Origin of the sequence: Psychrobacter sp. Sarcosine-02u-2 (assembly GCF_002836335.1) — a bacterium.
Lineage (GTDB): Bacteria > Pseudomonadota > Gammaproteobacteria > Pseudomonadales > Moraxellaceae > Psychrobacter > Psychrobacter faecalis.
In genome coordinates this window covers 1-13,723 of the sequence record NZ_PJBX01000109.1, presented here as the reverse complement: position 1 = coordinate 13,723, position 13,723 = coordinate 1, and the positions used below count along the sequence as shown (strand labels likewise).

At 43.3% G+C, this 13,723-nt stretch carries 9 protein-coding genes; 5 read left to right on the top strand and 4 right to left on the bottom strand.

Translation table 11 applies throughout. The features are described 5' to 3' along the window. Positions 1-201 precede the first annotated feature (201 nt). Together CXF58_RS01505 and CXF58_RS01500 are read left to right on the top strand one after the other, a co-directional pair. Positions 202-1,986 (top strand): acyl-CoA dehydrogenase C-terminal domain-containing protein, encoded by a 1,785-nt coding sequence (locus CXF58_RS01505; RefSeq protein ID WP_102076337.1) that lies wholly within the window; start codon positions 202-204, stop codon positions 1,984-1,986. Positions 1,987-2,392: 406 nt separating this feature from the next. Continuing rightward, positions 2,393-4,834, top strand: a complete 2,442-nt coding sequence (locus tag CXF58_RS01500) for a site-specific recombinase (protein ID WP_102076336.1) — start codon at positions 2,393-2,395, stop codon at positions 4,832-4,834. Between the two features lie 186 nt (positions 4,835-5,020). On the opposite strand, the gene CXF58_RS01495 is transcribed toward CXF58_RS01500, so the two are convergent. From CXF58_RS01495 to pdxA, 4 genes are all read right to left on the bottom strand, one after another. Continuing rightward, positions 5,021-5,878 carry a symmetrical bis(5'-nucleosyl)-tetraphosphatase gene (locus tag CXF58_RS01495; RefSeq protein WP_102076335.1) on the bottom strand — a complete coding sequence of 286 codons (858 nt, stop codon included), beginning with the start codon at positions 5,876-5,878 and terminating at the stop codon, positions 5,021-5,023. A gap of 44 nt (positions 5,879-5,922) precedes the next feature. Then, positions 5,923-6,786: a 16S rRNA (adenine(1518)-N(6)/adenine(1519)-N(6))-dimethyltransferase RsmA gene (rsmA, locus tag CXF58_RS01490; protein ID WP_102076334.1), complete on the bottom strand. Its 864-nt coding sequence runs from the start codon at positions 6,784-6,786 to the stop codon at positions 5,923-5,925. A gap of 825 nt (positions 6,787-7,611) precedes the next feature. After that, a complete protein-coding gene (locus CXF58_RS01485; protein WP_102076333.1) occupies positions 7,612-8,007 on the bottom strand; it encodes a hypothetical protein in 396 nt (131 codons plus the stop codon). Positions 8,008-8,199: 192 nt separating this feature from the next. Further along, positions 8,200-9,297, bottom strand: coding sequence for a 4-hydroxythreonine-4-phosphate dehydrogenase PdxA (gene pdxA / locus CXF58_RS01480; protein WP_102076332.1), 1,098 nt, complete (start codon positions 9,295-9,297; stop codon positions 8,200-8,202). A gap of 499 nt (positions 9,298-9,796) precedes the next feature. On the opposite strand from pdxA, the gene dnaB reads away from it, so the two are divergent. The 3 genes from dnaB to argF all read left to right on the top strand — a co-directional run bounded on the left by dnaB (position 9,797) and on the right by argF (position 13,627). After that, positions 9,797-11,200: a replicative DNA helicase gene (gene dnaB, locus CXF58_RS01475; protein ID WP_068405205.1), complete on the top strand. Its 1,404-nt coding sequence runs from the start codon at positions 9,797-9,799 to the stop codon at positions 11,198-11,200. A gap of 188 nt (positions 11,201-11,388) precedes the next feature. Continuing rightward, positions 11,389-12,513, top strand: a complete 1,125-nt coding sequence (gene alr / locus CXF58_RS01470) for an alanine racemase (RefSeq protein WP_102076331.1) — start codon at positions 11,389-11,391, stop codon at positions 12,511-12,513. Positions 12,514-12,709: 196 nt separating this feature from the next. Then, on the top strand, positions 12,710-13,627 hold the full coding sequence (gene argF / locus CXF58_RS01465) for an ornithine carbamoyltransferase (protein ID WP_102076330.1): 918 nt from the start codon (positions 12,710-12,712) through the stop codon (positions 13,625-13,627). The last annotated feature ends 96 nt before the right edge of the window (positions 13,628-13,723 follow it).

The window sequence follows — 13,723 nt, the reverse complement described above, 5'->3', positions numbered from 1 at the left end:
GGCAACATACTTAGGTGTGTTGCCGATTTTCTTAGCGGCTTTATTGCTAATAGTTTTTGGTGGACGCACAATTCACGAAGAAAACCACCCGGCGTTACGCTAATTTGCTAAACTTTAACTATCTATGTTTAAGCTACACTCACAAGAAAATTGAACGCTTTGCCCTACTCACTTTTATTTATTTAAACCAAAGGAATGTTTATGGCTGTTTATAATGCCCCTCTTAACGACATGCGCTTTATCCTAAACGACGTATTTAAGGCGCCTGAATTTTGGCAAAACAACGAAAACCTTGCTCATGTCGATATGGAAACTGTCGATATGATTTTGGAAGAAATGGCAAAACTGTCAAAAAACGTCTTATTACCTATCAACCGTAGTGGCGATGAAGAAGGCGCAACCTTTGAAGGTAATGGCGTTGTCACCACCCCTACTGGCTTCAAAGACGCCTATAAGCAGTATGCCGAATCAGGTTGGGTTGGCTTAAGTGGTAATTCTGAATACGGCGGTCAAGGTTTCCCAAAAATGGTCACTATGTTGACCGAAGAGATGGTATTTACCGCCAACCAAGCATTTGCTCTATATCCAAACCTAACCGTAGGCGCAACGCTTTGCTTAAATGCGGCGGCGTCTGAAGAGCAAAAGCAAACTTACTTAGAGAAAATGTACAACGGTGAATGGTCGGGTACTATGTGCTTGACTGAGCCGCATGCTGGTACTGACTTAGGTATTATCAAAACCAAAGCAGTACCAAACGATGATGGTAGCTATAACATCTCTGGTACCAAAATCTTTATCACCGGCGGTGAGCATGACCTCACAGAAAATATCATTCATTTGGTGTTGGCAAAAACCCCGAATGCGCCAGAAGGCTCAAAGGGTATTTCGCTGTTTGTGGTACCAAAATTCTTGGTTAATGAAGATGGCAGCTTGGGCGAGCGCAACACCTTGGCAGTTGGCTCTATCGAGCATAAAATGGGTATCAAAGCCTCAGCGACTTGCGTGATGAACTTTGATAATGCCAAAGGCTGGATGGTTGGCGCAGAAAACACCGGTCTGTCTTCAATGTTCATCATGATGAACTATGAGCGTGTGACCATGGGTCTACAAGGTCTTGGTGGTTCTGAGCTTGCTTATCAAAATGCGGCGCTATATGCCAATGACCGTGGTCAAGGCCGTAGCGATACCCAAATTCAAAGCCCAGAGAAACCTGCTGACGCCATCATTTATCATGCCGATGTACGCCGTATGCTGTTAAATGCCAAAGCCAACACCGAAGCGTCACGTTGTTTTGCGATGTACGTCGCCAAAAACCTAGACCAAGAGAAATTTAGTACCGATCCTGAAGCCGCTCAAGCAGCCGCTGCACGCGTTGCCTTACTGACGCCAGTTGCTAAAGCTTTCTTGACCGACAAAGCGTTAGAAGCCACTATTGATTGTCAGCAAGTATTTGGTGGTCACGGCTATATCCGCGAATGGGGTATGGAGCAAATCGTCCGTGATACCCGTATTGCGCAGATTTATGAAGGCACCAATGGTATCCAAGCGCTTGATTTACTAGGCCGTAAAGTGGCAAAAAATAACGGCAAATATGTCATCCATTTCTTAGGTGAGATTCGTGACTTTGTCAATAATATGCAAGCGGATCATGGTATCAAGCAAGCAACGCTAAACGCTGCTGATACGATTGAAGAGTTAACCACCACGGTACTTAGCAATATTGGCGCACGTAAGAGTGAAATTAATGGCTGTGCCGTTGATTACATGCATGCGTTTGGCTACCTTGCCTACTCGTATATGTTTGCACTCATGGTCGAAGCTGCGAATGGTAAAGAAGGTGAGTTCTACACCAATAAAGCCAAGCTTGCCGATTATTTCGTCGGTCGTATCTTGCCACGTATCGACGCTCACGCGCAGATGGTAAAAGCTGGCAGTGATCCAATGATGAACTTTGATCTTAGTTACTTTGATGTACCTGCTAGCTAATTGTTTACTTTTATAATAAAGTAAGCCATACCGTACAACGATAAAAGGGACAGTCACGCTACTGTCCCTTTTTTTGCCAAAAATATTGTGGCAGCCATTAAAGAAATTAGACGAATTAAAGAAAGAAGAGAAATCAGCATAGTAAAGGTCAGAATAACTGCTAACAAAATAATTAAGCGCCGAGAGATGGTTACGATTAAAATAACGCAGAGCTAAGCTTATTAACTTTAATAAGGGTTTTTAGTTTTAAACAGTAAAGTGATGCATTGGCACGCTAAAAATTAACACTCAAAAACTCCCCTCACTTATTGCAATATTGATAAACACAGCATTTGCTAAAAAAAATATCTCCTTGCCCATACTCAATAATAACAATGATTGAAATAACTACCATAAGGGATGCAATGTGTCAGAAATAAAACACATTTTACAACAGATTACTGCCTTAAGTGATGTGCCAGATCCTGCGGTACTCAAGCGCTTAATCGATGAGCTACGTGTCAGCGACAAAGAGCCGGCGTTAGCCAATCAAAAGATGCAAGATTTGATTGATATTTTACGTCAGCATCCAGAATACGCCGATGGACTGTCAAGCTTCGTTTTAAAACTCATCATTGAATATCGCCAAATTGCGTTATATACCGATACGGGCATCATGTCAGATCAAGGCTTTTTTAATAGTCTGCGCCGCCTTATCGGTCATCGTTTTTTACCCCTGCTGCCACAAGAAGATTCCGTTATAGAATTGGTCGGTTATTTATTTGACAGACGCTCGGATGAGCGCTGGCTTGCCAATATTGACAAAGACAAATGGGATGAGATGGTCGGCCTACTCAAGGTCAATGAGCAGCATTTAAACTTGGTCGCAACGGCAAAAAACAGTATCTTGAACGCGATTATCATTTTATCGTATCGGATTAGCGGCATCGGCTTGCATCCAGATTTGATGGAATTTTATCCGCAAATGCTCAATTACTCGGCGTCATTTGTGGCACAAAATCAAGAAGCTGTCCTCTACGTCAATCAATACCGAGAAGCCCATGAGCTTGATACTCTGACCGATATTATCCCTGACAAAGCGGTCGATCCTGCGCCATTACTAGTGATGATTGAGCAATGTGAAGATATCGTTGCCACTATCCGTAAACGTATTTATAAAACCGGTATTTCAATCCGCCTAACCAACATGATGCTGCGTTTGGATCAAAGCCTACAACGGATGCGTATTTTAACTGAGCTGGTAGCAGACAACTATGATAAGCGTGATCAGGCTATTATTGAGCTTATTCAAGCGCTGATTACGAGTGCCAGTCGCCGCTATAGTATTGGTTATTTGATTGATAATAATACCAAGCTGCTATCGCGCAAAGTTACCGAAAACGCCAGCCGCGTCGGTGAGCATTATATTAGTACCGACAAAGCTGGCTACCAGAAAATGTTTAAAAAAGCTTCCATCGGTGGCTTTATCATTGCTTTTATGGCAACTACTAAGATATTGGCGTACCATCTGGCGCTGGCGCCGATGGGACGCGCCTTTATCAATAGTATGATTTATGGTTTAGGCTTTGTATTTATTCACATCGTCCACGGTACGGTCGCTACCAAACAACCGGCTATGACAGCGGCGGCAATCGCCTCTACCATCTCTGACGGTTCTGGTAAGAAATCGCACCAATTAAACAAGTTATCAGAGCTAGTGGTCGATATTTTACGTACCCAGTTTGTTGCGATTATGGGTAACGTCATGTTAGCCATACCTGTTGCCCTGATTATCTCGTTTGCGTGGTTACAGTATACTGGTACTCCGATGCTCAATACTGACAAAGCCGCACACTTATTGCATGACCTTGACCCCTTTCACTCACTAGCACTTCCTCATGCGGCTATCGCTGGCGTGTATTTATTTTTAGCCGGTCTTATCGCAGGTTACTATGATAATCTGGCGGTTTATAACCAAATCGGCGCCCGTATTCAGCGTCATAAGCTTTTGCAATACTTATTACCCAAAGCTTGGCTTCAGCGTTTAGGCGGCTTTATCGAAGCCAATCTCGGCGCCATTATGGGCAACTTTTTATTCGGGGTGTTCTTAGGCAGTACGGCTACCATAGGTTTTATATTTGGCTTACCGATTGACATACGTCATATCGCTTTTGCCTCGGCGAATCTGGCGCATGGGCTATTTCACATACCTGCTAATCAATGGGATTGGACGGTTTTTTTCATCTCTATTTTGGGCGTTGCCCTTATCGGTATGGTCAACCTCATGGTCAGTTTCTCGCTGGCATTGTTTGTCGCACTGCGCTCTAAAGAAGTCAAGTTTATGGAATGGAGCCGTTTAACCAAGCAGCTTTTTAGTCATATGCTGACCCACCCGTCCGACTTTTTTTGGCCACGTGACAAACCTATGAAATACGCTCGTATCGATAGCCAAGGTCACATGATTTTTGATGATACCAATGCTCATAAAGGCGGACAGACCATACCGCATAACTATGTGGTACGCCGTTTATCTGACGTCAAAATTCTGCCCAAATCTAAGCAAAAAAGCATGCAAAATGAGCAGGCCATTACTGATATAGATTATGATAATAATATATCGGATAGTCATGCCGACGCGGCGCTGAAAAGTCGAGAAACGCACAGTACTACTAAGCCAGTAAGCGCCAAAAAAACGATCGACCTCGATGATGGACTAATAGATGAGGAGCTAAATAGCGTCCCTTATAGTAATGACATCCAATACGATAAGTCGTATAAAGACGACGACAGCAATCCTGATAGTAAAGCTGCTGGCGATGCCAAAACGCCCTTGCCTAAACCGAAAAAGCCACCAAACCTACCCAGTTAAGGGGACGGTATTGGTGGCTTAAATAGCAGCTTAACTAACGGTTTTTTTAATTTACGAATTAAATGATAAATTAGTTTTTTACAGATTTTATCTAAGACAATATAGTCAAAATAACCTAAAAACGCTACAGTATTGCTGATATATCGATATTACTTTTCACTCACTATAGCATATAAAGTGGCATGACTATTTTTCTGTTGGTTCTTCTGTTGGTGGTAGGCAGTGAGTGTTTGAGGTGATGGCTTTGCCGTCGCCCAAGCGATAAGCAAATAGATAATTACCCCAAACACAGCCACCATCAAGCGCACGCGCATGCGGTAAATCAATCTCAGCTTTAAGCGCCGCCCAATGACCAAATAAAATCTTGCGTGCACGTGGTACCTGCCATTCAAACCAAGGCAAAAAATCCTTTGGCATGGGCTCATCTAATCCTGCTGAAAAATCAAATTCGAGCGTGCCATCTTGTTTGCATAAGCGCATACGGGTGAAATAATTAGCAATTGCTCGCATTTTGGTATAGCCATGAATGTCTGCATGCCATTCATCGGCAGTTTTGCTATATAGATTCGGCAATAAGCGATCAAGCTGTTCTAAGCTGCCTTTTAGTTGGGCCTCTAACTGCTGTGCATATTTCGACGCCGCCTTAATCGTCCAATGCGGTGGGATACCCGCATGTACCAATACCGTCTGCTCATCAGGATAAGCCAGTAGTGGCTGATGGCGTAGCCATTCTAACAATTCATCGCAATCATCGGCAGCAAAGATAGGTGCGGTCTTATCTTTTTTCTTGAGCGCTGTTGCCCCGCGCCAAACCGCAATTAAATTGATATCGTGATTACCCAATACCGTTGCCGCAGCTCCTTGTTCACATAGTGCTTTGACATGACGTAAGGTACTTAACGAATCTTCACCGCGTGCCACCAAGTCGCCGGCAAACCATAACTTATCTTGCGCTGGGTCAAAATCTAAAGTTTCAAGTAATTGCAGGTAGGCCGCATAGCAACCTTGCAAATCACCGATGACATATTGATGGCGAAAACTCATAAACCCTCTATCATTTTTGTTTGATAAATTAAGCTTCTAATAAATTAAGAGGCTAAGTGACGCGCTTGATTGCTTAAATTGACAAAATCTTTCACACTTAACACTTCCGGACGCGCTTGTGGATCGATGTCGCAAGCGGCAAAATCGGCTTCGCTCAGCGTCGGCAATAACGTAGAATTTTTAAAAATAGCGCGTAGTGTCTTACGGCGATGGTTAAAGGTCTCACGTACCACAAGTGCGAAATATTCCTCATCTTCTGCTACGATTGGTTTATTGATATGCGGCGTCAAGCGAAAAACCGCACTGGTGACTTTTGGCGGCGGATTAAAGGCGCCGCGCGGTACGGTCAATAAATAATCGGTATCGCAATGATATTGCATGATGACCGATAGACGACCATAGGTTTTGCTGCCAACTTCAGCGGTGATACGCTCAACCACTTCTTTTTGCAGCATAAAATGCATGTCTTGAATGACATCAGCATAACTGAGCAAATGAAAGAGTATCGGCGTAGAAATATTATAAGGTAGATTACCTACGACGCGCAGCTTGCCGCGCTCAGAGCTATACAGCTCACGATAATCAACATGCATGGCATTGTCTTTAATAATCGTAAAGTTTGGATGGCTATTAGCCCCAATACGAATGCGCAAACTATCTGCCAAATCACGATCCAGCTCGACCACGGTCATCGCATCGACTTCTGCTAATAGCGGTTCAGTCAGCGCGCCCATACCTGGCCCAATCTCGACCAAATTATCGTCACGCTCTAAACGAATGCTCTCAACAATCTCACGAATAACACTACGGTCATGTAAGAAGTTTTGACCAAAGCGTTTACGCGGTTGGTGTTTGGCAGCGCGTAGGCTGTTAGAAATAGATTGAGCATCAAACGTAGTTTTGGACATAAAAAGGTCTTAATCGATAAAAGATAAATGGACTATAGCGCTATGGCAGCAATGTGCTGGATTTATATGCGCTTTTATTTGCTGGCTTTGTAATACGAAATTATAGCACAGCTCATAATTACACTGTATTTTTGAGACATTTTATTAATAAACTATCCATACCTTATCACAACCGACACAGTGCCTTATTTTTGTTCTAAAATCCTTTATTATAATGACGATTATGAGAATGAGCATGGTACCCTAGTGAGGACTTGAATCTTTGGCTGTGGGCTAATAGTATTAACGGTTTCAAATTTCTAAAATGGTTGCAGTGTACTTCAGGGTGTACAAGACATTAAACTATTATGGTGAGCTATCGCCAATAATCTTGCTCAGCTTTAGCCAACCAATCTGTAAAGTTTTCGCATGTCATATGAAAAGGTAAATCACCAAGATCGACAACAATGACTTTGGGATCTCCTGAAAAATCATCACCATCAAAATTTGCTAACCAATCACCATTTTTAGCAAAAGGGACTAGGTTAAAACCTTCGATATCCTCATTTCTTAGTGTGAAAGCTAATTCAGCTGCCTGTGTGCCAAATTCATAAAACCACCATTGAAAATATTCATCGGACTGAACTGTTTTCGTGCAGTTTGCTAATTGTAGATAACGAGCAGGATAGATGAATCCATCAGGCAGTATTTCTATTGGATAAGGTTTAAAGCTTTTTTATTTGATCACTACTTTATTACCTCGGGATCATGTTGATCGGTGCGCTATACAGGCATCTAACTGCTAGCATTAGATGTGAAATTAATAACTATAAAGCACAGATCATTTCAACACTGGAATGACATTTCTGTTTCTAAGCATGGTGTTTTACCTATCAGAACCATCCAATTAGTTAGTATTTTATAAAAACTAGAAAAATTCATTGTTTCTTCTAGTTCTGTATCGTCATAACCCCAATAAATTAATACTTCATCCTTTCTAACCTCTGCTCCCCAAGATTGCCCCCACATATCGTAAAAGCCCAAGCTCCCTTGTTTCACCTTTTTAATTTCTTTAAGCCCTTCATCTATCCAGTTTCCTAGATAGCTCAATCCAAGTCCTCCATCATCATTCAAGAGGTTGAAAATTAGTCCCTTTATATTTGAACTATTTTCTAAAATTATACCTTCTGGATATAAATTTCCATTATTCCATCTATCAGTCCAAAACAACTTAACTAACATACTATTGTCCTTTTTAAAGGGTATACCCCAAGGGAACCAACTATTTCACCCTCTAAACCTATTAACAGACTACTTAAAACAGACTGGTATAACGGAACCACTTATATTAGACCGTGTTTGATGATTCATAAATAGCCATTATCCACAACAGAGTTACCCAATACTGCGTGACACTCTTCGAGTGTAGCAGTTTTATATAAGAGGTCTATTAACAAGAGATTTATCTGCCATCTCATTGGCCATCAATAATGCTTGGTATAAGCTGGTCGCACTTGCGCCGCCGCGCCCTGCTAAATCAAGCGCCGTACCGTGATCAACTGAGGTACGAATATACGGCAACCCCAAGGTAAGATTGACTGTATCGCCAAAGCCGTGCGATTTGAGCACCGGCAAACCTTGGTCATGATACATAGCAATGACCGCGTCACAGTTGGCTAAATGTCTTGGGGTAAATAAGGTATCCGCTGGCATTGCTTCTGATATATCGACGCCTACGTCGATAAACTCACGCAATACGGGATTGATAATCTCAATCTCTTCAGTACCCAAATATCCACCCTCGCCTGCATGCGGATTGAGACCGCAAACCAAAATACGTGGCTGTGTTAAACCAAACTTCTCGCGCATATCGTCAATGACAATTTGTACCGTTTGGCGTACATTGTCAGCAGTGATAGCCGCAGGTATGTCTTTTAGTGCTAAATGCGTAGTAACAAGCGCCACTTTCATGGCTTGATTGGCAAGCATCATCACGACTTTCTCACAGCCACTTTGCTGCATAAAAAACTCGGTATGACCGCTAAACATGGTGCCATCGAGCAGTTTAATATCAGCATCTATTAAGGCAGATTTTTGCAATGGCCCTGTGACGATGGCAGCGACTGTTTTGTTGGTCGCTAACTGATGGGCGATGTCCACTTGTTTGGCAACCATGTCCGAATTGCGAGTATTAATTTTTCCGCAGACAACGGGTTCAGCACAAGGGGTATTCAGCAGGATAAAAGCATGATTGTCATTATTATTGTCATCAATAATTTGCTGTGACATCTGCTCTAAAAAGTTATCGGCTGCGATGTCTAAATCGACAATTTGCCAAAATGGACAGCTCTCGAGCACGCCTGCTGTTACCAGCATATTAGCGCGCTTTTGCATTGCGGCGCTATCAGCAGTAACCCAGATTGGACGCTTAAAATCCTGCAATTTACCCTCAGCTGCTAATAGCAGCACGACATCCATACCAATGCCAGCAGGCTCACCGGTTGTGATTAATAATGGTAGTCTTTTTTGCATAGTAAAATATCCTAGTTTGATATTAAGAATGTGTTTTTATTGGATTTATTATTATGAAAACGAGCGTTTAAGAGGGTCTAAGACATCGCAAATTTTATATCATAGCAGATGGCATTTTTATAGATAATTACTGATAGCAGCCGAAAAAACGCTAGAATGTGTTAAACTTTCGCCTTTCATTGTAACATTTACCAGCAAGCGCTGAGACCACGTTTTGGTACTTCTCTCGTAGAGCTATGTCGCGCTTGCTTGACGGTATCACTCCTAAAATAAATACTGATAGCAAATAGCTATTTATACTCTTATATAATTAATTTGGTGGTGTGTCAAAAAGTATGCTGATTAAAATTTGAACAATTTTGAAGCCTTGAAAAGCCCTATAGAATCAGAGAACTTAGCATAGATTTCTTATTGACTTTTATCGCCAGCATACTTTTTAGAACACCACCATTAATTTTATACCGACTTTTGAAACTGACTTTTAAGACACTGGGCACCCATGGCAGACAACGAAAAAACCGACGACTTACTCAATCAGACACCGCCGCACAATATCGATATTGAAAAGGCCTTGCTGGCGTCTTTGATGAGTATCGAAGAGGCATACGATAAGATTGCAGATATCGTCACCAAAGACGATTTTTATGCAGGGCGTCACCAGTACATTTTTGATGCGATTGCGCATTTGGCAGCGGTCAACGAGCCTTACGATACGGTCATGGTGCATGATTGGTTGGAAGCACAAAAACTGCTTAAAGGTGCCGGCGGTGACAGCTACTTGGCCGATATTTTGAGCCAAAGTCCTGCCACTTTGTTTAACCTCACTGCTTATGCACAGCGCGTGCGCGAGCTATCGACCTTACGCCAACTCATTACCACTGGCAATGACATGTTGACCCTTGCCTATAATCCCAAAGACCAAACGGTCAGCGATATCTTAGACAATGTTGAGGCAAAAATATTTAGTATCAATGAGCAGCATAATAAACGCGCAGAGCAACGTGGCCCCGTTGGTATCACTTCAGTATTGACCAATGTCATTGATAAAATTCAAGAACTAAAGTCTAATCCTGATGGCATGATTGGTTTGCAAACGCCATTCGTCGAGCTAAACAACAAAACCCAAGGCTTACAAGCGGGCGATTTAATCATTGTAGCGGCGCGTCCGTCTATGGGTAAAACCACCTTTGCTATGAACTTGGCGGAAGGCGTTTTGTTTAATGAAGATTTGCCCGTTGTGGTATTTTCGATGGAAATGCCAGCGGAGTCCATCGTCATGCGTTTGCTGTCATCGTGGGGCGCGATTAATCAGACGCACTTGCGGTCTGGGCAAATGAACGAAGATGAATGGGCAAAAATGATGAACGCCATACAGCATTTGCAATCTAAGCATTTATATATCGATGACAGTACCGCCTTGCCGCCCTCAGAGCTGCGTTCGCGCTGTCGCCGTATCGCCAAAAATCATGATGGTAAACTTGGCGCTATCGTCGTCGATTACCTACAGCTAATGAAAGTACCGAGTCTTGATGGCAACCGCGTGGGAGAGATCTCGGAGATTTCTCGTAGTTTAAAAGCCTTGGCTCGTGAGCTTGAATGTCCGGTTATTGCGCTGTCGCAGCTTAACCGCAGTCTAGAAAACCGTCCTAATAAGCGTCCTATTATGTCGGATTTGCGTGAATCGGGGGCGATTGAGCAGGATGCCGATTTGATTATGTTTATTTATCGCGATGAGGTTTATAATGAAAACTCAGACCACAAAGGCGTGGCTGAAATCATCATCGGTAAACAGCGTAACGGCCCTATCGGCACCGTCCGCTTAGGCTTTGAAGGGCAATTTACCCGCTTTATTAACCTGACACCAGAATACTATCAAAACGTCAGCTTTGAAAATGACGAGTAAACGGCTGACTAAACGATATATATAACAAGCTCTAACTTTAAAGCGACTATGAATAAAAATAGCCAGTGCGTCATCAGCCAAATTGATGATGTACTGGCTTTATTGCTTCAACACATTACTAAACACACTATTTGGTTGATAAAACCGTTTTACTAATAAAAATAACTTTGCTAATAAAGAAGGCAATTATGCGCACTATCACAATCAAACCAGCCGCCATTACTCATAATGTGGCGCAAGTTAAAAAACTGGTACCGACGGCTAAAATTCTTGCTATGGTCAAGGCTAATGCTTATGGTCATGGCGTCGCTGCAGTTCTACCAGCATTGAAACAAGGTGAGCAACAGGCTGATGGTATCGGCGTTGCTACTTTAATGGAAGCTTTAGAAGCCCGTCAATTAGGCTGGGATAAAACCATTGGTCTCATCGAAGGCGCATTTACCGCCGAGGAATGGCAGCTGGCGATAGAGCACGATATTAGCTGCGTGATTCATCATGAGCCACAACTAAACTGGGCATTAGAAAATACGCCGCCTATTAGCAGCGCCACTCGAGTGGTTTGGCTAAAATACAATACTGGCATGAACCGCTTAGGCTTTAATGACCAAACGCTGCTTCCAGCAGCCAAACGTTTGCATAAAGCCGGTTATCAGCTGATTTTAACCACTCACTTTGCCAATGCCGACGACCGCGCTCATCCTCTAAATGCCATTCAAATCCAGCGCTTTAACGACATGCTACAGACATTACGAGAAACGGTGAGCAGCGATGTAAAAGGCTCATTGTGTAATTCAGCAGGTATCGTCAATTTCCCCGAGCATCATCACGATTGGGTACGTCCGGGCATCATGCTCTACGGCAGCACGCCTGTCATCGACAAAAGTGCGCGTGATTTGGACTTACAGCCAGCAATGGAATTTAGCGCCCAAATCATCGCGCTACAAACAGTCAACGCAGGTGACGGCATTGGTTATGGCAGCCGCTGGACTGCTGGGAAAGATACCAAAACAGCGTTAGTCAGCATCGGTTATGGTGACGGCTATCCACGCGTGGTGAGTGCTGATGCCTATGTTTCTGTTATTGACGATAACAACAACCAAAGCTACCCATGCGCGGTCATCGGACGCGTAGCCATGGATATGATTGTCATTGATGTCAGCGCTGTGCCAAACAGCGTGGCGTTAAATAGTAAAGTGTTGCTATGGGGCGATGCGCCGCATGTCGATGAAGTCGCCGCCCATGCTGAAACCATTAGCTATGAGCTGCTATGCCGCCTAAGCGCGCGCCCAACTCGAAACATAACAGAATCCTAATCGTTAGATATGAATATCATGACAGTTTGCCAGATGAAAGAGACAGCGCCAAATCATGGCAAATTGAACATTTACATTAAGCCCAATTGCGCTATACTAAAAGTTTGTTGTCACCACAGTATACGCACTGACGCGATATGATTACTGACTGACAACGTAACATTTTCATCGATTGTGATCGACTGCTAGGATTACTATGAGTTTGCGCCATTTTTTGACCCTATCTGATTTAACCAAACAAGAACTAGAAAACCTCATCAAACGCGCTTGTGAATTACGCAAAATGCAACATGCCGGCGAGATCTATCAGCCCTTTGTTGGGCGCACGCTTGGCATGATATTTGAGAAATCATCCACCCGTACGCGTATCTCATTTGAGACGGGCATGGGACAGTTTGGCGGCAGCGCTATCTTTTTGTCGCCAAATGACACGCAGCTTGGACGCGGTGAGCCGCTAGAAGATTCGGCGCGCGTTATCTCAAGCATGGTCGATATCATTATGATTCGTACCTTTGGGCACGAAAAAGTTGAAACCTTTGCCGAATACTCTAGTGTGCCTATCATTAACGCCCTGACCGACGAATTTCATCCATGCCAGCTGCTTGCTGATATGCAAACGTATTATGAGCATCGTGGCAGTATCGAAAATAAAATCGTCACTTGGGTTGGCGATGGCAACAATATGTGTGCCTCCTACATGCAAGCAGCCAATCAGTTTGGCTTTGAGCTGCGTGTTGCTGCCCCTTATGGTTTTGAGCCTGACCCTGAGCTGATGGAGCGCTTCTCACATTGCGTGAGCTTGGTCGAAGATGTGCAAGATGCAGCAAAAGATTCAAACTTAATCGTCACCGATGTCTGGGCGAGTATGGGACAAGAGTCTGAGCAAAACACTCGCGCACGCCGTTTTGCGCCCTATCAAGTTACGCCATCACTACTCGATAAAGCCGACCCCGAAGTGGTATTTATGCACTGCTTGCCTGCGCATCGCGGCGAAGAAATCTCTCACGATATGCTCGATGATCCGCGCTCAGTGGTCTGGGACGAAGCGGAAAACCGCTTATATGCGCAAAAAGCCTTGATGGAGTTTTTATTAAAAAGTAAGATTAAGTTATAGACTTAAAACATTATCCACTTGATAAGCATGCACAATAAAAAGGCAGATTATTGAATAACCTGCCTTTTTTCTAGCTTAAAAAACATCAAGGAATAG